Origin of the sequence: Kosakonia sp. R1.Fl, from assembly GCF_023516815.1 — a bacterium.
Lineage (GTDB): Bacteria > Pseudomonadota > Gammaproteobacteria > Enterobacterales > Enterobacteriaceae > Kosakonia.
Window position 1 is genome coordinate 560,424 of the sequence record NZ_JAMGSQ010000001.1, and the last position, 20,534, is coordinate 580,957.

General features: G+C 54.7%; 18 protein-coding genes and 1 riboswitch. Of the genes, 5 read left to right on the forward strand and 13 right to left on the reverse strand.

Annotation, left to right across the window (positions count from 1 at the left end):
• Positions 1–49: 49 nt before the first annotated feature.
• The 5 genes from parE to nudF are packed head-to-tail and all read right to left on the reverse strand — an operon-like array spanning position 50 to position 4,462.
• On the reverse strand, positions 50–1,942 hold the full coding sequence (parE, locus tag M8Q36_RS02540; RefSeq protein WP_017457459.1) for a DNA topoisomerase IV subunit B: 1,893 nt from the start codon (positions 1,940–1,942) through the stop codon (positions 50–52).
• A 41-nt stretch (positions 1,943–1,983) separates the two neighbouring features.
• Positions 1,984–2,559, reverse strand: coding sequence for an esterase YqiA (gene yqiA, locus M8Q36_RS02545; RefSeq protein WP_249879942.1), 576 nt, complete (start codon positions 2,557–2,559; stop codon positions 1,984–1,986).
• Positions 2,559–3,386 carry a 3',5'-cyclic-AMP phosphodiesterase gene (gene cpdA / locus M8Q36_RS02550; protein WP_249879943.1) on the reverse strand — a complete coding sequence of 276 codons (828 nt, stop codon included), beginning with the start codon at positions 3,384–3,386 and terminating at the stop codon, positions 2,559–2,561. The genes yqiA and cpdA overlap by 1 nt, the downstream gene beginning before the upstream one ends.
• A gap of 24 nt (positions 3,387–3,410) precedes the next feature.
• Positions 3,411–3,833 carry a DUF1249 family protein gene (locus M8Q36_RS02555; protein WP_020455285.1) on the reverse strand — a complete coding sequence of 141 codons (423 nt, stop codon included), beginning with the start codon at positions 3,831–3,833 and terminating at the stop codon, positions 3,411–3,413.
• Entirely contained in the window at positions 3,830–4,462 is a 633-nt protein-coding gene (gene nudF / locus M8Q36_RS02560; protein ID WP_020455286.1) for an ADP-ribose diphosphatase, read from the reverse strand. The genes M8Q36_RS02555 and nudF overlap by 4 nt, the downstream gene beginning before the upstream one ends.
• 206 nt (positions 4,463–4,668) lie before the next feature.
• Between nudF and tolC the strand changes: the two genes are divergently transcribed.
• From tolC to M8Q36_RS02575, 3 genes are all read left to right on the forward strand, one after another.
• The gene (gene tolC / locus M8Q36_RS02565) at positions 4,669–6,099 is read left to right on the forward strand and encodes an outer membrane channel protein TolC (protein ID WP_249879944.1); all 1,431 of its coding nucleotides are present in this window, start codon (positions 4,669–4,671) and stop codon (positions 6,097–6,099) included.
• 142 nt (positions 6,100–6,241) lie between these two features.
• Positions 6,242–6,910 (forward strand): DUF1190 family protein, encoded by a 669-nt coding sequence (locus M8Q36_RS02570; protein ID WP_249879945.1) that lies wholly within the window; start codon positions 6,242–6,244, stop codon positions 6,908–6,910.
• 5 nt (positions 6,911–6,915) lie between these two features.
• Positions 6,916–8,076, forward strand: coding sequence for a glutathionylspermidine synthase family protein (locus M8Q36_RS02575; RefSeq protein WP_249879946.1), 1,161 nt, complete (start codon positions 6,916–6,918; stop codon positions 8,074–8,076).
• Positions 8,077–8,113: 37 nt separating this feature from the next.
• Here M8Q36_RS02575 and M8Q36_RS02580 read toward each other — a convergent pair whose 3' ends face one another.
• The 4 genes from M8Q36_RS02580 to ygiD form a co-directional block, all read right to left on the reverse strand.
• The gene (locus M8Q36_RS02580; RefSeq protein WP_249879947.1) at positions 8,114–9,400 is read right to left on the reverse strand and encodes a TRAP transporter large permease; all 1,287 of its coding nucleotides are present in this window, start codon (positions 9,398–9,400) and stop codon (positions 8,114–8,116) included.
• A gap of 29 nt (positions 9,401–9,429) precedes the next feature.
• Positions 9,430–9,939, reverse strand: a complete 510-nt coding sequence (locus tag M8Q36_RS02585) for a TRAP transporter small permease (protein WP_097400782.1) — start codon at positions 9,937–9,939, stop codon at positions 9,430–9,432.
• A gap of 62 nt (positions 9,940–10,001) precedes the next feature.
• The gene (locus M8Q36_RS02590) at positions 10,002–10,979 is read right to left on the reverse strand and encodes a TRAP transporter substrate-binding protein (protein WP_020455292.1); all 978 of its coding nucleotides are present in this window, start codon (positions 10,977–10,979) and stop codon (positions 10,002–10,004) included.
• Positions 10,980–11,289: 310 nt separating this feature from the next.
• The gene (gene ygiD / locus M8Q36_RS02595) at positions 11,290–12,078 is read right to left on the reverse strand and encodes a 4,5-DOPA-extradiol-dioxygenase (RefSeq protein ID WP_020455294.1); all 789 of its coding nucleotides are present in this window, start codon (positions 12,076–12,078) and stop codon (positions 11,290–11,292) included.
• A gap of 197 nt (positions 12,079–12,275) precedes the next feature.
• Here ygiD and zupT point away from each other — a divergent pair, with 197 nt between their 5' ends.
• Positions 12,276–13,052: a zinc transporter ZupT gene (gene zupT / locus M8Q36_RS02600; RefSeq protein ID WP_020455295.1), complete on the forward strand. Its 777-nt coding sequence runs from the start codon at positions 12,276–12,278 to the stop codon at positions 13,050–13,052.
• Between the two features lie 441 nt (positions 13,053–13,493).
• Here the strand turns inward: zupT and ribB are convergent, their stop codons facing one another.
• Positions 13,494–14,147 (reverse strand): 3,4-dihydroxy-2-butanone-4-phosphate synthase, encoded by a 654-nt coding sequence (ribB, locus tag M8Q36_RS02605; RefSeq protein WP_020455297.1) that lies wholly within the window; start codon positions 14,145–14,147, stop codon positions 13,494–13,496.
• A gap of 106 nt (positions 14,148–14,253) precedes the next feature.
• Positions 14,254–14,403: riboswitch (FMN riboswitch) on the reverse strand.
• 122 nt (positions 14,404–14,525) lie between these two features.
• Here ribB and ubiK point away from each other — a divergent pair.
• The gene (gene ubiK / locus M8Q36_RS02610) at positions 14,526–14,825 is read left to right on the forward strand and encodes a ubiquinone biosynthesis accessory factor UbiK (protein ID WP_160268646.1); all 300 of its coding nucleotides are present in this window, start codon (positions 14,526–14,528) and stop codon (positions 14,823–14,825) included.
• 57 nt (positions 14,826–14,882) lie between these two features.
• Here ubiK and hldE read toward each other — a convergent pair whose 3' ends face one another.
• Genes hldE through M8Q36_RS02625 form a run of 3 tightly spaced genes read right to left on the reverse strand, consistent with a single transcriptional unit; the run spans position 14,883 to position 20,524 of the window.
• Positions 14,883–16,310 carry a bifunctional D-glycero-beta-D-manno-heptose-7-phosphate kinase/D-glycero-beta-D-manno-heptose 1-phosphate adenylyltransferase HldE gene (gene hldE, locus M8Q36_RS02615; protein WP_249879948.1) on the reverse strand — a complete coding sequence of 476 codons (1,428 nt, stop codon included), beginning with the start codon at positions 16,308–16,310 and terminating at the stop codon, positions 14,883–14,885.
• 46 nt (positions 16,311–16,356) lie between these two features.
• A complete protein-coding gene (glnE, locus tag M8Q36_RS02620) occupies positions 16,357–19,206 on the reverse strand; it encodes a bifunctional [glutamate--ammonia ligase]-adenylyl-L-tyrosine phosphorylase/[glutamate--ammonia-ligase] adenylyltransferase (RefSeq protein ID WP_249879949.1) in 2,850 nt (949 codons plus the stop codon).
• 16 nt (positions 19,207–19,222) lie between these two features.
• Complete coding sequence (locus M8Q36_RS02625) at positions 19,223–20,524, reverse strand: CYTH domain-containing protein (RefSeq protein ID WP_249879950.1); 1,302 nt, start codon at positions 20,522–20,524, stop codon at positions 19,223–19,225.
• Between the last annotated feature and the right edge of the window lie 10 nt (positions 20,525–20,534).

Sequence of the window (20,534 nt, forward strand, 5' to 3'; positions counted from 1 at the left end):
ACTTACCCGGCCCGCGCATTCGCTAGCCGGGTAAGCCTTTCGGACTGTATCAGGCTTCAATATCCGCCATGTCGCCTTTTTCTTGTAGCCAGTTGCGGCGATCTTCTGAACGCTTCTTCGCCAACAACATATCCATCATCGCGTTGGTCTGCTGCTCGTCTTCATCGCTGATCACCAGTTGCACAAGGCGGCGGGTATTCGGATCAAGCGTGGTTTCGCGCAACTGCATCGGGTTCATTTCGCCCAGCCCTTTAAAGCGCTGCACGTTCGGTTTGCCCTTTTTACGTTTTAACTGCTCCAGCACACCGGTTTTTTCTTCTTCCGTGAGCGCGTAATAAACCTCTTTGCCGAGGTCGATACGGTACAGCGGCGGCAGCGCCACATGAACATGGCCGTTTTTCACCAGCGCGCGGAAGTGCTTTACAAACAATGCGCACAGCAGTGTGGCGATGTGCAAGCCATCGGAATCCGCATCCGCGAGAATACAGATCTTGCCGTAACGCAACTGGCTCAGATCGTCGCTGTCTGGATCGATACCGATCGCCACCGAAATGTCGTGTACTTCTTGCGAAGCCAGCACTTCATCGGAAGAGACTTCCCAGGTGTTCAGGATCTTGCCTTTTAGCGGCATGATCGCCTGGTATTCACGATCGCGCGCCTGTTTCGCGGAGCCGCCCGCCGAGTCACCTTCCACGAGGAACAGTTCGGTGCGGCTCAGATCCTGCGCGGTACAATCCGCCAGTTTGCCAGGCAGCGCCGGGCCGCTGGTCAGCTTTTTGCGCACCACTTTTTTGGCGGCCCGCATACGCCGCTGGGCGCTGGAGATGGCCATCTCCGCCAGCAGTTCCGCCGTTTGAATATTCTGGTTCAGCCACAGGCTGAATGCGTCTTTCACCACGCCAGAAACAAATGCGGCGCACTGACGGGAAGATAATCGCTCTTTGGTCTGCCCGGCGAACTGCGGATCCTGCATCTTCACCGACAGCACATAAGCGCAGCGATCCCAGATATCTTCCGCCGACAACTTCACACCGCGCGGCAGAATATTGCGGTATTCGCAAAACTCGCGCATCGCGTCCAGCAATCCCTGACGCAGACCGTTAACGTGCGTGCCGCCCTGCATGGTGGGGATCAGGTTGACATAGCTTTCCGTCAGCAACTCGCCGCCTTCCGGCAGCCACAGCAGCGCCCAATCCACCGCTTCCGTTTCAGCAGAGAAATTGCCGATAAACGGTTTCTCCGGCAACGTCGGCAAGCCATTTACCGCTTCGCACAGATAATCGTTCAGGCCATCCTGGTAGCACCAGCGCTGCTCGGCGTTGTTCACCTCATCTTTAAAGGTGATCTCAACGCCCGGGCACAGAACGGCTTTGGCTTTCAGCAGATGCGTCAAACGGGAAACGGAAAAACGCGGGCTATCAAAGAAGGATTCATCCGGCCAGAAATGCACGCTGGTGCCGGTATTGCGTTTACCGCAGGTGCCGATCACTTGCAGATCCTGCACTTTTTCACCGTTTTCAAACGCGATGCTATAGACCTGGCCGTCACGCTTGACGGTCACTTCCACGCGGCGGGACAAGGCGTTAACCACCGAGATGCCAACGCCGTGCAAGCCACCCGAGAACTGGTAGTTTTTATTGGAAAATTTACCGCCCGCGTGCAGACGACAGAGGATCAGCTCAACGGCCGGAACGCCCTCTTCCGGGTGGATATCCACCGGCATACCGCGCCCGTCATCGATAACTTCCAGCGACTGATCGGCGTGCAGGATCACGTCCACGCGCTTAGCGTGGCCCGCCAGCGCTTCATCGACGCTGTTATCAATAACTTCCTGGCCCAGATGGTTAGGGCGCGTGGTATCGGTGTACATCCCCGGACGGCGGCGAACCGGCTCAAGCCCGGTGAGTACCTCTATGGCATCAGCGTTATAGGATTGCGTCATGGTTTGTTCGTAGATAGTGACCGCATCGTTTCCCTGATGGCTCAATGCAGCCCAAGGAAATCGATAATCTGTGTGAAATGATTCTCAAAGCTCACAAAGGCATGGTTTCCGCCCTCTTCCACTGTCTGACGGCAGGCATCGTAATATGCCACCGCCTGGCGGTAATCCAGCACTTCGTCCCCGGTTTGTTGTAGCAGCCAGATTAAATCCGGCGCTTCGAGCGGGTCAACTTGCATCACTTTGAGCTCGTAAATATGGCGAGACTCTAGCACATATTGCTGCCCTGTGTAGGGGTTCTCGTTATTGCCAAGATAATCTGCCAGCAATTCAAATGGTCGCACCGCAGGATTCACCACCACCGCAGGTAACATGAAACATTGCGAAAGCCAGGTGGCGTAATAGCCCCCGAGCGAAGAGCCGACGATACCGAGCTGTTTTCCGCCCTGCGCCAACACCAGTGACTCCAGCAATTCTGCCGCCGCAGCGGGGTAAGGCGGCAGTTGCGGCACAATCACGTTGATCTCCGGGTGATGCTGCGCCAGCCATTGCGAAAGCAGCGTCGCCTTAGCGGAACGCGGCGAACTGTTAAACCCGTGCAGATAAAGAAGCGTCGACATCAGTAACCTTCTGAAGCGGTATCCGGCCTGAACTGGGTGCTTTCCAGACGGCAAACTTCTGTGTGCAACGTTCCGTCCGGGTAGAGATCCAGCCAGCGCCAGCCGGGCGCGATGGTATCAAGCGTGAAGTTGGCGCAGTGCGGTTTAAACTGGACGCAGGTTGATGGCGTCGCCAGCAGACGGCGGCCGTTCCAGTCGAGATCCAGCTCCTGGTGAATATGCCCGCACAACAGATACCGCACCTGCGGAAAACGCTGTAGCACGTTATCCAGTTCACCCGCGTTACGCAGGCTGTGTTGATCGAGCCAACTGCAGCCGGAAGGAAGTGGATGGTGATGGAGCAGCAATAAGGTGTGGCGCTGCGGGCTGTCGGTGAGTTTCTTCTCCAGCCAGTCAAGCTGAAACTCGCTCAATTCACCGTGCGGTACGCCAAACACCTGGCTGTCCAGCAGCAGAATTTGCCAATGATCGCCAATAAATACACGTTTAGCCGGCGAGATCCCCGCATCCTGCAGCGCACTGTACATGGCGGGCTGGAAATCGTGGTTACCGGGCAGCCAAACGCAAGGCGCGTCAAAGCGTGCGATACCATCAGCGAAAAGCTGATAAGCCGCAGCGGTATGGTCCTGTGCCAGGTCGCCGGTGGCGACAATAAGATCGCATTCACGCTGCTGAGAGCGGATAGCCTCCAGTACCGCCTGATAGCTTTCCCAGGTATTCACCCCTAACAACGTTTCATGCTTTTCGGCAAACAGGTGAGAATCAGTTATTTGTAATACCCTCACTCTGGGCTCACCCGCCAGAGAGAGGTTTAACAGGCTTTCCAAATGGTGTCCTTAGGTTTCACGACGCTAACAAACCGGAATCGCCATTGCTCCATGTGCTAAACAGTAACGCAGCCAATCGGCCAGAAACTGGTTAATTTGATGCTTTTCGTCGCGTTGATGCAACTTTTTATTCGGATAATCATAACGCGCTTTGAAACGAAAGATCTGCTGACTCGAACACACTTCAGCCACCATCGCATCGTGATAAAGGCGCACCGTCATTGACGGTAAGCTCCAGTAACTAATTGATGGCGCGGTCTGTTCAATTTCCACAAGCGTGGTGTAGCGGGTGGACTCGACTATCGTTAACCGGTACTGCGCGTTGGTCACCTGATAGCTCACCGTTTCGCCCGCTGCGTCATTACGCGGCAGCAAGCGGCGCAACTGGGCGAAATTGGTTTCGCACAGGCGCATCATTTCTGGGAAGTCAGGTGTATAACGCTTCATTTTTTCCACTCGTTTCGTAAGCTCTCATGATGCAGTTGCAGCCATTGCAGGGCAATGACAGACGCTGCGTTGTCGATTTTCCCCTCTTCTACCCACTGGTAAGCCTGTTCCCGGCTCACCACATGAACACGAATATCTTCGTTTTCATCCACCAGACCATGAATACCCGAGGCCTGCGTGGCATCCACTTCGCCCACCAACACGGCGGAACGCTCGCTGGTGCCGCCGGGGCTTGCCAAATAACTCAACATTCTTTTCACACGACCAACGTGCAGACCGGCCTCTTCGATGGCTTCGCGACGCACAACATCTTCATCGCTTTCGCCCTCTTCAATCATGCCGGCCACCATTTCGAGTAACCATGGGGTTTCGCTGGTATCAAACGCCGCAATGCGGATCTGTTCGATCAGCACAACTTCGTCGCGCACTGGGTCAAAGGGTAGCAAGACTGCGGCATGACCGCGTTCAAAAATTTCACGGCGGACTTCACCGCTCATTTCGCCATTGAATAAACGGTGGCGAAAGCGGTATAGATCGAGCGAAAAAAAACCGCTATAGAGCGTTTCCCGTGCAATAATTTCTACATCGTTTTTTGTGAAAGTCACTGCGGATGTTACTGGCTTACTCATGAGCGGCATCTCTTTTGAAATAATGACAAAACAGTAGATTTCAAGCCTGTATAGCTATCGTTTCAAGTGCTATGTGATAGATTGATGCATATTTACGCCGATGGCACGTTACGCCAAGCTTAAGCGGTGCCACTATCTGGTAGAATCGGCGATTATTTTTTCTAATTTAGACCAGCGCTAATACTGCTTCACAACAAGGAATGCAAATGAAGAAATTGCTCCCCCTCCTTATCGGCCTGAGCCTGACCGGCTTCAGCGCCATGAGCCAGGCAGAAAACCTGTTACAGGTTTATCAGCAGGCGCGTTTAAGCAACCCGGATCTGCGTAAATCCGCCGCTGACCGCGATGCTGCTTTTGAAAAGATTAACGAAGCGCGTAGCCCGTTACTGCCTCAGCTTGGTTTGGGTGCAGATTATGACTATTCCAATGGCTACCGTGACAGCAAAGGCGTCAATTCGAATGTCACCAGCGCATCTTTGCAGTTAACGCAAACCATTTTTGATATGTCGAAATGGCGCGCCCTGACGCTGCAGGAAAAAACCGCCGGCATTCAGGACGTCACCTGGCAGACCGATCAGCAAACGTTGATTTTGAATACGGCCACCGCCTATTTCAACGTGCTGAGCGCCATTGATACGCTTTCCTACACCGAAGCACAGAAACAGTCTATCTACCGCCAGTTGGATCAAACGACCCAACGCTTTAACGTTGGCCTGGTTGCCATCACCGACGTGCAAAACGCCCGCTCGCAGTACGATACCGTTCTGGCGAACGAAGTGACCGCGCGCAACAACCTCGACAACATGGTGGAAGCGCTGCGTCAGGTCACCGGTAATTACTACCCGCAACTGGCCTCGCTGAACGTCGACAACTTCAAGACTGATAAACCGCAAGCTGTTAATGCCCTGCTGAAGGAAGCGGAAAACCGTAACCTGACGCTGCTGCAGGCGCGTCTGAGCCAGGATCTGGCGCGCGAGCAAATTCGTCAGGCGCAAGATGGTCATTTGCCAACCCTGAATTTAACCGCCTCAACAGGTGTTTCTAACACCTCTTACAGCGGCTCCAAAAGCGCGCAAAACCCGGATGTTGACGCTGGCCAGAATAAAGTGGGTTTGAGCTTCTCCCTGCCGCTGTATCAGGGTGGCCAGGTGAGTTCGCAGGTCAAACAGGCGCAGTACAACTTTGTTGGCGCAAGCGAGCAACTGGAAAGCGCGCACCGCAACGTGGTGCAGACCGTGCGCTCCTCCTTTAACAACGTGAACGCCTCCATCAGCAGCATCAACGCCTACAAACAGGCGGTGGTTTCTGCCCAGAGTTCTCTGGATGCGATGGAAGCGGGTTACTCTGTGGGTACGCGTACAATCGTTGATGTGCTGGACGCGACCACCACGCTGTATAACGCCAAGCAGCAACTCTCCAGCGCACGTTACAATTACCTGATCAACCAGCTGAACATCAAATCCGCGCTGGGTTCGTTGAACGAGCAGGATCTGCTGGCGCTGAACAGCACGCTGGGTAAACCAGTCGATACCTCGCCGGAAAGCGTCGCGCCGGAAAATGCGCAGCAGGCAGCCAGCGTTGATAACTTCAACGGCAACGCGCAACCTGCCGCCGCACGCACCAGCGTGAAACGTTAAGCAGTACTTTTCGACAACGGGGGCATCCAGCCCCCGTTTTTACGTAAGGCAACGTAAAGGCCTCCCCTCCTTGCTTTAACTTCCCTCTCTCATCCTCTATCCTGAGCGTTTACTCATGCCTTTGGGGTCCAGGAATATTACAATGAAACGGACAAAAAACATCCAACACGCGACGTTCCGCAAAAGCTGGAGCGCGCGCCATCTGACGCCTGTCGCGCTGGCGGTTACCGCCGTTTTTATGCTGGCGGGTTGTGAAAAAAGTGACGAGACAGTTTCCCTGTATCAAAACGCGGATGATTGCTCATCAGCAAACCCGGGGAAAAGCGCGGAATGTACCGCCGCGTACAACAACGCGCTGAAAGAAGCCGAGCGCACCGCGCCGAAATATGCCACGCGTGAAGATTGCGTCGCCGAGTTCGGTGAAGGTCAGTGCCAGGCAGCACCTGTGCAGGCGGGCGTAGCGCCGGAAAACCAGGCTCAGGCGCAGTCCAGCGGCAGCTTCTGGATGCCGCTGATGGCCGGTTACATGATGGGCCGGATGATGGGCGGCGGCGCAGGCTTTGCGCAGCAACCGCTGTTCAGCTCGCGTAACCCGGCAAGCCCGGCTTACGGTCAATACACCGATGCTTCCGGTAAAGGTTACGGTGCAGCGCAGCCGGGCCGTACCATGAACGTACCAAAAACGGCGATGGCACCGAAACCGGCGACCACCACCACGGTAACGCGCGGCGGCTTTGGTGAGTCTGTGGCGAAGCAGAACACCATGCAGCGTAGCGCCAGCGGTACAACCACCCGTTCAATGGGCGGCTAAGCGCCATGGAAAGAATCAGTATTACCGAGCGCCCGGACTGGCGCGAAAAAGCCACCGAGTACGGCTTCAATTTTCACACCATGTACGGCGAGCCCTACTGGTGTGAGGACGCCTATTACAAGCTGACGCTTGCACAGGTTGAAAAGCTGGAAGAGGTCACCGCAGAATTGCATCAGATGTGCCTGAAGGTGGTGGAGAAAGTCGTCGCCAGCGATGAGCTGATGGCGAAGTTTCGCATTCCTAAGCACACCTGGAGTTTTGTGCGCCAGTCATGGGCCACGCATCAGCCCTCTTTGTATTCGCGCCTCGATCTCGCCTGGGATGGCGCGGGCGAACCTAAGCTGCTGGAAAATAATGCTGACACGCCGACTTCGTTGTATGAAGCAGCGTTCTTCCAGTGGATTTGGCTGGAAGATCAGCTCAATGCCGGCAACCTGCCGCAAGGCAGCGATCAGTTTAATAGCCTGCAAGAGAAGCTGATTGAGCGCTTTACCGAGTTGCGTGAGCAGCACGGTTTTCAGCTGCTGCATTTCACCTGCTGTCGCGATACGGTCGAAGATCGCGGTACGGTGCAATATTTGCAGGATTGTGCGGCAGAAGCAGAACTGGCGTCCGAATTTCTTTATATCGAAGATATCGGTCTCGGGGAAAAAGGCCAGTTCACGGATCTGCAAGACCAGGTGATTGGTAACCTGTTTAAGCTCTATCCGTGGGAATATATGCTGCGCGAAATGTTCTCTACCAAGCTGGAAGACGCAGGCGTACGCTGGCTGGAACCCGCCTGGAAAAGCATTATTTCCAATAAAGCATTGTTACCGATGTTGTGGGAAATGTTTCCGGATCACCCGAACTTGCTGCCGGCTTATTTTGCCGAAGACGCGCACCCGGAGATGGACAAATACGTTGTTAAACCCATTTTCTCCCGCGAAGGCGCCAATGTGTCGATCATTGAAAATGGCAAAACGGTCGAAGCCGTTGAAGGGCCGTACGGCGAAGAAGGCATGATCGTGCAGCAGTTCTGCCCGCTACCTAAATTCGGCGACAGCTACATGCTAATTGGCAGCTGGCTTATCAACGATCAACCCGCCGGGATCGGCATTCGCGAAGATCGCGCATTGATAACCCAGGATCTCTCTCGCTTCTATCCGCATGTCTTTGTGGAATAAGCTAAAACCCGGCAACTCAGCCGGGTTTTTTATTGCCTTACAACACACCAAACAGCTTCGGCAGGAACAGCGAGATCGCCGGAATATAGGTCACCAGCATCAATACGAAGAACAGGATCAGGTAGAACGGTAACATCGCTTTTACCACCTGTTCGATCTTCTGCTTACTGACCGCACTGGCGACAAACAGCACCGAACCGACAGGCGGGGTAATCAATCCAATTCCCAGGTTCACCAGCATGATCATGCCGAAATGTACCGGATCGATGCCCAGCGCATTGGTCACCGGCAGCAGCACCGGCGTCAGGATCAAAATCAGCGGTGCCATATCCATCAGCGTGCCAAGCAACAGCAGCATGATGTTAATGCACATCAAAATAACGTATTTGTTATCCGAGATTTGGGTAAAGGCTTCCGTAATGCGAGCGGGCAATTGCATATAGGTCATTACCGCCCCGAACGCGGCGGCAAAGCCAATCAGGATCATCACAATCGTCACTGTTTTCACCGTGCGGTACATCAGCTTCGGCAGTTCCGACCATTTGTAATCGCGGTAAATAAACATGGTGACGAAAAAGGCCCACAGGCAGGCGATCGCCGCTGACTCTGTCGCAGTGAAAATCCCGGACAGGATGCCGCCCATGATGATCACCACGGTCATCAGCCCCCACAGCGTATCCACGAAGATCTTCAACGCCTGGCGAAACGGCACACGCTCCCCTTTTGGATAGCCGCGTTTATGGGCGAATGCCACGCACATCACCATCAATGTAAAACTGAGCAACAACCCCGGCAAGATCCCGGCGATAAACAGCGCGGCAATAGAAACCGTACCGCCCGTCGCCAGCGAGTAGATCACCGAGTTATGGCTCGGCGGCGTTAAGATCGCCTGCACCGAGCCGCTGGCGGTGACCGCGGCGGCAAAATCACGCGGATACCCTTTTTTGTCCATTTCCGGGATCATCACCGAACCGATCGAGGCGGTATCTGCCACGGACGATCCGGAAATTGCGCCGAAAAATGTAGAAGCGACAATATTTACTAACGACAGTCCGCCGCGAATAAAGCCGACAAAGATATAGGCGAAATTCACCAACCGCCTGGCGATCCCCCCTTCGGCCATGATTGCGCCCGCGAGAATAAAAAACGGGATCGCCAGCAGCGAGAACTTATTCACGCCGTTCGTCAGCTGGATCATCACCGCTTCCAGCGGAATATCGATATACCATGCACCCAGCACCGCGCTAATGCCCACGGCGTAAGCCACCGGTACACCCACCGCCAGCATAATAGCCAGCGTAAAGAGCAGAATAAATGCATCCATAAACGTTCCTTACGGGATGTGATCGGGGATTAGCTCGACGAACCCAGCATCACCACCGGGCGGTGATATTGCGCGCCAAAAAGCATTTTTTCGATAATAAACAAGATGGTAATGGCAGAACCGACAGGCAGCGGCAAATAGCTTTCTCCTGCGGTAAAGAGCGGGAATTCGGCGACCGGTTGTTCCCATAATTCCGCGCATAACGCAGTGCTGTACCAGAGAATAAAAACGCTGATCGCCAGCAGCATTAAATCCGCGAACACAAAGCAGACTTTGCGCAACGGTTCGCTTAAACGATCGGTAACCATGCTAACCGCAATATGCGAACCCGCGCGGTAACTCACGGCGGCGCCAATAAAGGTAAAGGTCACCATGCAAATAATGGCGACCGGCTCCGGCCACGATAACGCGCTGTTCATGACATAGCGGGCGAAAATGCCCACCGGAATAATCGCCACCATAATTAACAGCGCCAGACCTGCAATCCACATCGATATCCGGTACAAAATATCCATCAACAACGAATAGCGTTCAGCCATAGCAGTTTTCCCGGTGAAAGTTGCAAATGGGCAGAACACAAAACGCGCCTGCCCGGCAAAAGTTATTGCACTTGTTGAATACGGGTAATCAGCTCCTGATGCTCTTTGCCGTATTTATCGCGAACCGGTTGTGTCGCTTCAAAAAACGCTTTGGTATCGATGTCATGGAATTGCACGCCGCCCGTTTTCATCGCTTCCAGCGATTTTTCGTTATAGGTTTTCCATAATTCTCGCTGCTCAGCTTGGGCCTCTTTCGCCAGTTTCAGAATTAATTCCTGATCCTCTTTTTTCAGCTTGTCCCATTTGGCTTTTGAGAACAAAAACAGCTCGGGAATAATAAAATGCTTACTCCAGGTATAATTTTTGACGACCGGTAAATAGTTATGCGCGACGAAAGTGGGCGGGTTATTTTCCGTGCCATCGATCACGCCGGTTTGCATTCCGCTGAACACTTCGCTTACCCCCATCGCCACCGAGTTAGCGCCCATCGCTTTCAGGGTATCGAGTGCTATTGGGCTGCCCTGCACGCGGATTTTCATACCTTTAAGATCTTCCGGCTTAGTGACTGGCGCTTTGGTGATCAGGTTACGCGTCCCGGCGTCCATCCAGCCCAGGAAGATCAGCCGTGATTTGCTGCTTTCCGACAGGCGGTTACCAATTTCCTGGCCAATCATGCCATCCAGCACTTTGTGCATATGGTCTTCATCGCGGAAAATATAGGGCAGCGTAAAGACATTTATCTCCGGTAATATCGCCGCCACTGGCGTCATAGAGACACGAATAATATCAATGGCACCAATTTGCGCCTGCTCAATAACTTGTTTCTCATCACCTAATACGCCGCCTGGAAAGGTCTTAATATCCAGCCGACCATCAGTCGCCTTACTGAGCTTTTCCCCCATATGTTTTACCGCCACCACATTCGGGTAGTCGGCAGGGTGAACATCGGCAGCGCGAAAGGTTTGGGCGACAGAGGCGTGGGAGATAAACAGCAGAGCGGAACTAATACAGACTTTCAGTAAGGTTTTCGCTGAGTTCATATTTCCGTGTCTCCAGAGGGTTTATTTTTTAGGCGCAAAAGACCGACCGCGAACAGAATGTTCGTGGCATTACACCGGATTATTTTTATGGATATGTCTAAAAACCAGACATTCTGAAGCGTAGTCACTCAGGTGGGTTATTGCGACGATGGTGTTCACAAAAAGAGCAGAAATTCAGCACGGCGTTTCATTTTTGTAGCGAAGCTCTTTTTATTTTCAAAAAAACCGTATTTCAGGTGCTTTTTTTTGCGATCTTCCTCGAAGTTTTCCATTTTCAGGCACAAAAAATGGCGCATAACGCGCCATTCATTTAGCCAACCTGCACCGAGAGCATACTGAGCGATCCCATCTCGAGACCATCGACCGGTATCGACACAGGTTCCCTGCCATCCCATGCGCCAAGCACATACAGCAACGGCAGGAAGTGATCCGGCGTAGGGTTAGAGAGCGAACCGCCTTCATGGTCAAGATAATTGACCAACGGATGCTGCTCGGCTGGCCCCTGCCAGGTCAGGTTCTCTTTCACATAATCATTGAACGCAATGGCCCACGGATACGGCGTATTTTCGCCATGCCAGCGCGCAGTACGCAGGTTATGTACCACATTACCGCTGGCCACCAGCATAATACCTTCATCGCGAAGTGCCGCCAGTTTGCGCCCCATTTCGAAGTGCCATGCCGCCGGTTTGGTGCTGTCGATACTGAGCTGCACCATCGGAATATCCGCGTTCGGGTACATTTTAATCAACACGCCCCATGAACCGTGGTCAAAACCCCAGGCTTCTTTATCCAGCGTTACCGGTACTGGCGAGAGTAATTCCACCAGGCGTTGCGCCAGTTCCGGCGAGCCAGGAGCGGGGTAATGCGTATCGTATAACGCCTGCGGGAAACCGCCGAAATCATGGATAGTTTTCGGCGCTTCCATAGCGGTCACGCCGGTTCCGCGAGTAAACCAGTGCGCGGATACCACCACAATCGCTTTCGGGCGTGGCAGCGTCTCGCCCAGAGCGCTCCAGGCGCGGGTATAAACGTTATCTTCCAGCACATTCATTGGGCTGCCGTGGCCCAAAAACAGTGCAGGCATGCGAGGTGCTGACATGGTGATATCCTTACTGAGTGTGTCTATTTTGATAAACGTAGATTACGCTTTTTCGGCGGGTGAAGAACTCAGATAACCATGATGAAGATCATCAGTAATTTTGAATGTAAGGAATGCGTAAAGATCGCCAACCCGTCTCGCTTTTCCTGCAACAAAAACTTAGATTAATGAGAATGATTATCATAAAGGAGTAAGCTATGTCAGTACCTTTGATTCTGACCATCCTGGCAGGCGCGGCGACATTTATTGGCGCGCTTCTTGGTGTTATCGGCCAGAAGCCCTCAAACCGCGTACTGGCGTTTTCGCTCGGTTTTGCCGCCGGGATCATGCTACTTATCTCGCTGATGGAGATGTTGCCCGCCGCGCTGGCAACGGAAAATATGTCGCCCATGCTCGGCTACGGCATGTTTGTGGTCGGGTTGCTGGGCTATTTCGCACTGGATCGCCTGCTGCCGCACGCGCATCCACAAGATTTAATGCAAGGCACACAGCAAACTTTTCCGCGCGGCATTCGCCGTACCGCCATTTTGCTGACGCTCGGTATCAGCCTGCATAATTTTCCCGAAGGGATCGCCACTTACGTTACCGCCAGTAACGACCTGGAACTCGGCTTTGGCATCGCTTTTGCGGTCGCATTACACAATATTCCTGAAGGACTGGCGGTTGCAGGGCCGGTCTATGCGGCGACCGGGTCAAAACGCAGTGCGGTATTCTGGGCGGGTATTTCAGGTATGGCGGAAATCCTTGGCGGCGTGCTGGCGTGGCTGATTCTGGGAAGCCTGGTCTCGCCGGTAGTGATGGCGGCGATTATGGCGGCGGTCGCCGGGATCATGGTAGCGCTGTCGGTCGATGAGCTGATGCCGCTGGCAAAAGAGATCGATCCCAATAACAACCCAAGCTATGGCGTGCTGTGCGGCATGTCGGTGATGGGATTAAGCCTGGTGGCGTTACAGGCGATGGGGTTTGGCGGGTAAGTCAGAGTGATGACGGGCAGCGGTGTATTAATCGCCCTGCCCAACGCGCCGGTGTTTTTTCAACTCCTCCACCACGCGTAAATAACCTTTATATATCGCCTCCCGATCATGACGGCAGGCTTTGCAATTACGTTTAAGCACGTGGATATAACCAAAGACAATCACAACAACAGCCACAATCCAATACCAGGAAATGAACACATTGCCTCCGTCATATATTCGGCAAAAATTGCTTCACAAATTAATTACAAAGCCACTTAAATTGAATGAGTTAGAAAAATCTCAAATCCCTTGTAATACTCGCCGCAGCGCTTACCACTTTATAAGTAGAACAATTGATTTTCAATGCGTGATGACCAGAAGCGTGCCAAACTTTGATGCAGAACAGGCAAAAAAAATCCGCAGCTAAAAGCTGCGGATTTTTATGGATAAGTTTGAATATTAGCTGGCTTTACGCTCATGCTCCTGGCGATAAGCCACCAGGTCTTCAATCGTCACTACCGCCATATTGTGCTGTTTCGCAAACGCGATGCATTCCGGGGCGCGCGCCATTGAACCATCATCATTGGTTAATTCACACAGCACACCCGCCGGTTTGAAGCCCGCCAGCGTCACTAAATCGATAGTCGCTTCTGTGTGACCACCACGGGTCAGCACGCCACCCGGTTGCGCACGTAGCGGGAAGACGTGACCAGGACGGTTCAGATCGGACGGTTTTGCGCCATCGGCAATCGCCGCACGAACAGTAGTAATACGGTCAGCCGCCGAAACACCGGTGGTTACGCCATGCGCCGCTTCAATGGTCACAGTAAAACCGGTGCCAAATGCGCTGGTGTTGTTCTCTACCATCATTGGCAGATCGAGTTGTTTACGGCGTTCGTCGGTCAGGCACAGGCAAACAATGCCGCTACCGTGGCGAATGGTCAGTGCCATCTGCTCAACGGTCATTGTTTCGGCGGCGAAAATCATGTCGCCTTCGTTTTCGCGGTTCTCGTCATCGAGCACCATCACACCACGGCCTTCGCGCAGCGCGGCAAGCGCGTGTTCAATACGTTGGAAAGGCGTGCCAAAAGAAGAAAGCAGCGTCTGATTCATGGTAAAAGACCTCAATAAAGTTATGGTTACCAGAATCAGGGCAGTCTTAGGAGTGTCGCAATGCGGCAAAAAAATAACGCGAGCGGGCGTCATTGCCCGACAGATTCGTTACTCTCTCCCATCCGGACTTTAACCGTCGGCCCCGGAATTACACCGGATCTGCTGACCTTCAGGCGTTAACCTGAAGCGCTCGCGGGCTTTCAGCATGCGCTGATTTACCGCCGGTGGGGAATTTCGCCCCGCCCTGAGAATAAGCGCGATAACTATAACGCCATTGATAATCTTCGGCAATGCATAAGCTTCAAACAATTCTGGTTTATCACCTGGGGTTATCACACTACAATAACCCTATGAGCCTATCCGAACAGGGACCCCAACATGATTGATCCGAAAAAAATTGAACAGATTGCGCGACAGGTTCACGAATCCATGCCGAAAGGGATCCGTGAGTTTGGGGAAGACGTTGAGAAGAAAATCCGCCAGACGCTGCAATCGCAGTTAACCCGCCTCGATCTGGTCAGCCGCGAAGAATTTGACGTGCAGACGCAGGTTCTGCTGCGCACCCGCGAAAAACTGGCGTTGCTGGAACAGCGCCTCAGCGAGCTGGAAAGCCGCAGCAGTGGCAACGTCGCCGAAGTGAAACCGGCCCCCGCCATTCCACCGGTTGATGAACAATAGTAAAAAGCCCTCATAAAGAGGGCTTTTTCTTTTCACCATTCACCAGCAGCGCCGTTATTACCTGTCTTTCTGGATCTTTTTGATGATGTTGGTGGTTGAGCAGCCGTCTTCAAAGTTGAGCACCAGCACTTCTCCGCCGTTGGCCCACACCTCTTCGCTGCCCGCGATCTGTTCGGGTTTGTAATCACCACCTTTCACCAGCAGATCCGGCAGGATCCCGGCAATCAGACGCTGCGGCGTATCCTCTTCAAACGACACCACCCAGTCCACAGCCTCCAGCGCGCTCAGCACAATCATGCGCTGCTCCAGCGGGTTCACCGGACGGGTTTCCCCTTTCAGGCGTTTGGTGGACGCATCGCTGTTAACCGCAACAATCAGGCGATCGCCCAGTTTGCGCGCATTCGCCAGATAAGAGACATGCCCGGCATGCAAAATGTCGAACACACCGTTGGTCATCACCACTTTCTCGCCGCGCTTACGCGCCGCCGCGACAGCGACTTTCAGTTCATCTTCCGTCATCACACCGAAGCCGGTTTCCGCACGGCCACGCACGGCATTTTCAAGCTCGATTGGCGACACGGTTGAGGTACCGAGTTTACCGACCACCACGCCTGCGGCCGCGTTGGCGAAGTAGCACGCCTCTTCCAGCGAATTCCCGGCCGCCAGCGTCGCCGCCAGCACGCCAATCACCGTATCGCCCGCACCGGTGACGTCATACACTTCCTGCGCCTGGGTCGGCATATGCAGCGGCGCTTTGCCCGGCTGCAGCAGCGTCATCCCCTGCTCGGAACGGGTAACCAGCAGCGCAGAGAGTTCGTAATCGGCAATCACTTTCATACCGCGTTCCACGATCTCGTCTTCGCTTTTGCACTTCCCGGCCACCGCTTCAAACTCAGACAGATTCGGGGTCAACAGTGTGGCACCGCGATAGCGTTCAAAATCCGTGCCTTTTGGATCGATAAGCACCGGCACACCGGCTTTACGCGCCAGTGTGATCATCTGCTGAACACTTGCCAGTGCCCCTTTGGCGTAATCCGACAGCACCAGCGCGCCAATGTTGCCAAGCGCCTGGCTGATGCGTTCATGCAGCGGTTGCGGATCAACCCCTTCAAAACCCTCTTCAAAATCCAGGCGAATCAGCTGCTGGTTGCGCGACAGCACGCGCAGCTTAGTGATGGTTGGATGCGTCGGAACAGAAACGAAGTCACATTTAACGTTAACATCGGCCAGCGCTTTGCTCAGTGCGCGCGCCGCATCGTCAATGCCAGTCAGGCCAACCAGACGCGCCGTTGCGCCCAGCGAGGCAATGTTCATCGCCACGTTTGCCGCACCGCCCGGTCGCTCTTCAATGGTATCGACCTTAACAACCGGGACTGGCGCTTCCGGAGAGATACGGCTGGTTGGGCCGTACCAGTAACGATCCAGCATCACATCACCCACCACCATTACACCGGCTTGCTTAAACTCTGGCAGCGTCACTTTCATTCCTGTCTCCTGAGAGATACAAAATTTGCGCGCGATAATACCACACTTACGCCGGGGCGTACGGTTCCACCAGCCACTTGTTCCAGCTGGTTTTGATAAGTGCACGCTCGGCGACAAAACAGGAGAGCGCCACATGTCCCGGCAACTCTTGCAGCGCCAGGTGGTGCAGCTCATCACGCAATGTGGTGTACGCCAACGTCAATGCCTGCGCTTCCTGCTCATCCATGATGCCATTTTGCGCAAGCCCTTCGAGAATGCGCACATTATCCGACCAGCGCGTCAGTTTCGGTTTGTCATGGGCAAAGCGCAGCACCAGATATTGGGCGATAAACTCAATGTCGGTGATACCACCTTCATCGGCTTTCAGATCGAAGCGGTCTTTATGTTTGTTGCCAAGATGGGCACGCATTTTCTCGCGCATTTCGCGCACTTCGGTTTGCAGCGTAGTGGCGTCGCGCGGCGTCATCAGGATATCGCGGCGAATGGCATCAAACTCGGAGGTCAGTTGCGGATCGCCATACACCACGCGCGCGCGGGCCAGCGCTTGATGTTCCCACGTCCATGCTTCGTTTTTCTGATAATCAGCGAACGATTCCGCAGTGGTGACCAGCATCCCCGCAGCGCCAGATGGGCGCAGACGCGCGTCAACTTCATAAAGAATGCCGGATGACGTGCGCGTGCTGAACAAGTGCATCACGCGCTGTGCAAGGCGCAGATAGAACTGGCGACCATCGATTTCACGCTCGCCATCAGTCATCACATCCATCGGACAGTCGTGCAGGAACACCAGATCCAGATCGGAACTGTAACCCAGCTCCCAACCGCCCAGTTTGCCATAACCGACCACCGCGAAACCGCGCCCTTCGCGATCGTGCAGATGCGTCGGCTGTCCGTAACGCGCCACCATCTGCCCCCAGGCTTGCTGCACCACCGCATCAATAATCGCTTCCGCCAGCCAGGTTAAGTGATCGCTCACTTTCATTACTGGCAACGTACCGGCAATATCCGCCGCCGCCACGCGCAGCAACTGCGCCTGCTTAAACTGCCGCAGCGCCTCCAGTTGTTGCTCTTCATCATCTTCTGGCACGCGCAGCAGGTATTGTCGCAGTTCATCGCGATAGGCGTTCATCGCCGTCGGTTGATAGAGCGTGTTCGGGTCGAGCAGTTCATCAAGCAGGATCGGGTAGCGCGCCAGCTGGCTGGCAACCATCGGCGACGCGGCGCACAGGGAAATGAGGTGTTTCAGCGCGCCGGGGAATTCACTTAGCAGCTCAAGGTAAGTGGTGCGCGTAATAATCCCGGTGAGCAGCGGCGTCAGGCGAGACAGCGGCACTGGCGCATCGTCACGCGAGCATACATCGCTGAGCAGATGCGGCATTAAGTGATCGAGCACTTGCCGCCCGCGCGGGCCAATGGTGCGTTTATCCAGCTCTTTGCGAAAATCGGCAATCAGCGCCACTACGCGGCGGCGATCGTCCTCGGTGAGATGCGCCAGCACGGGCGTGGAGTCCTCTTCCTGCAACGCATCCTGCCACAGTTCGCGCCAGCTCTCAGAAAGTGCATCTTCCGGCGAATCCGTTTCATCATCGCCAATCAGATCGTTGAAAATCTGACGCACCGCCGACATATGCGCTTCCAGCGTTTCGCTCAGCGCTTCCCAGCTCTCTTTACCCATTCCCCAGGCGAGGCGCGCGCGATTCAGTTCATCGCCCGGCAGCGTCTGTGTCTGTTCGTCATTGATGCTCTGCAGCAGGTTTTCCAGCCGTCGCAGCCACAGATAGGCCTCGCGCAGCCGGGTTGCGTCGCCATCCGGCAGCAGATGCAGTTGATCAATGGCCGCAAGCGTCGGCAACAGCGAACGCGATTGCAGCGCAGGCTCGCGACCGCCGCGAATCAGCTGGAAAACCTGGACGATAAATTCAATTTCGCGGATCCCGCCCGCGCCGAGTTTTATGTTGTCCCTCAGACCACGGCGACGCACTTCGCGGGCAATCATGCCTTTCATGTTGCGCAGAGACTGGATCACGCTGAAGTCGATATAGCGGCGGAAAACAAACGGGCGCAGCATTGCGCGCAACTCCCGCGCATGGTCGCCGTCGTTATCGCCCATAATGCGCGCTTTCACCATCGCGTAGCGCTCCCAGTCGCGCCCCTGCTCCTGGTAGTAATCTTCCAGCGCAGCAAAACTCAGCACCAGCGGGCCGCTGTCGCCAAACGGGCGCAAGCGCATATCGACGCGGTAGACAAAGCCATCCTGCGTTGGCTGATCGAGGACTTTAATCAGCCGTTGACCAAGGCGGGTGAAAAATTGCGCGTTATCCAGTTCACGGCGTCCGCCGCGCGTTGCGCCATTTTCCGGCCAGGCAAAAATCAAATCGATATCGGATGAGAAATTGAGTTCACCGCCGCCCAGTTTGCCCATGCCGAGCACCAGCATCGGCTGCGGCACACCTTGCGGATTACACGGCGTTCCCCACTCACGGCAGCAGGCGTCATAAAGCCAGTCGCGCGCGGCAACAATCAGGGTTTCCGCCAGCACGCTAAGCTGTTGCAGGATATCCTCTTCCGCCACCAACTGGAGCGCCTGGCTCCAGGCGATGCGCACCATGATGCGACGGCGAAACAACCGCAGCGCGCGCATCAGCGAGGCTTCATCGGTGATACCCTCCAGCGCCGTCTGCAGCCATTGCGCATAGTGTTGCCACTCGTTCGCCGGCGGTGGCGCGCTTTCAAGCTCTGCCAGCCACTCAGGATGCGCGATGATGCTGTCCTGAACAAAATCACTAAAAGTGAGCACTGACTGCGCCTGCGCGCTCAATGGCTGCGCGGTGAGCGCTTCTGGCAGACGAGAAAAAACCGTTTGCCAGTGTTGCGACAATCCTGCGTGGTGCGGCATGCGAAATATCCTTTCGTTAACGTTTTCCGCTGTGCAACCAGAACGGCTCCTGGGTAATCGCGGTATTACGGAAATGTTCGATTTCGACTCTCTGGCGCGTTTCAATGGCGTGCTGAAGCCCCTGCCAGTTTTCCAGCCACTCCACGGCGCGTGCGCGATCGTAATGCCCGGCCATCAGTAACACGCTGTCGATATCACGCGCCAGGCGCGGCAACTGGTCGCGATAGCTGTCGCCCAGCGGCTGGGCAAAGGCTTTTTTCAGCTCGGCGGCGCAGCGTGACAGATGGACATCGGCAAAGCGTTTAAAGGAGTCGGCGAATTTGGCCTGCGCTTTTTCATCAAGGAAGGTTCGCCAGCCCTGCGTCACTAACCACTCGGTGAGCACCAGTTTCGCCAAGGCTGACTGTGCGCTCCACACCGCCGTATTCGCTGAAACGGCAGACGTAATGGTCACTTCAGATTGTGTCAGCAGATCACGTAAGTGAGCGCTCGCTTTGCGTGGGACAATACCGCCAAACAGCGCCAGTGTGTGGCGCAGCAGCGCAATGGCGCTCAAAACATCGGCTTTCGCTTTCTCATTTCCTCGCACCCACAGCTCTTCATGGTATTGCCATTGCGATAACGCCAGTTCCAGCGCGGCGGCAAAAGCCTGTTCAATGCTGGCCTTGGCGGGGGTTTGCAGAATCGCCGTTGGGCGGCGTTCGCGCACGGCATTGCCCTGCGCCAGGTGATAACCGCGCGCCGCTTTGCTCAGGCTCCCCTGACGCAACCCGGAGACATTCACCAGCTGGCGCGCCAGCTTGAGGATATCCGCCGGATAACCGCTCAGCAGTTCCAGCTCCAGTTCGCAAATCGGCTCAACAAATTCACCCGCTTTGACTTCGCCTAAATCAAGGCCAATCTCAATACGGCTCTCGCCAACGTTAACCAGCCATTTTTCACGGTAGAAATCGGTGCTAAACAGCGGCTGCACTCGCGCCTGTAAATCTTGCGGAAGTACGCCATCAGGCCACACTTCCGCCGGGAAGCGCGCCAGATCGAGTTCCGGCTGGGTAAGCGGAATATTGTATTCAGGCCGCTGATGCAAACCGCCAATTACCCGCCCGGCGATTTTCATCGTCATCTCGTAATGACCGTCAAAACCGCGGATGCGCAGCCCCATATCGTGGCCGCGCAGCCAGTTATCCGGCGTCTCGTAATAGATGTTGAGTAACTGGCTGGACGCGATATGTTCTTCGGTCAGCGTGTGCAGATGTTGACGAAGCGTTTCCACGCTATCGCTCTTCACGATAAACTTTAATTCGATTTCCTGAGCCATGGCCTTGCAC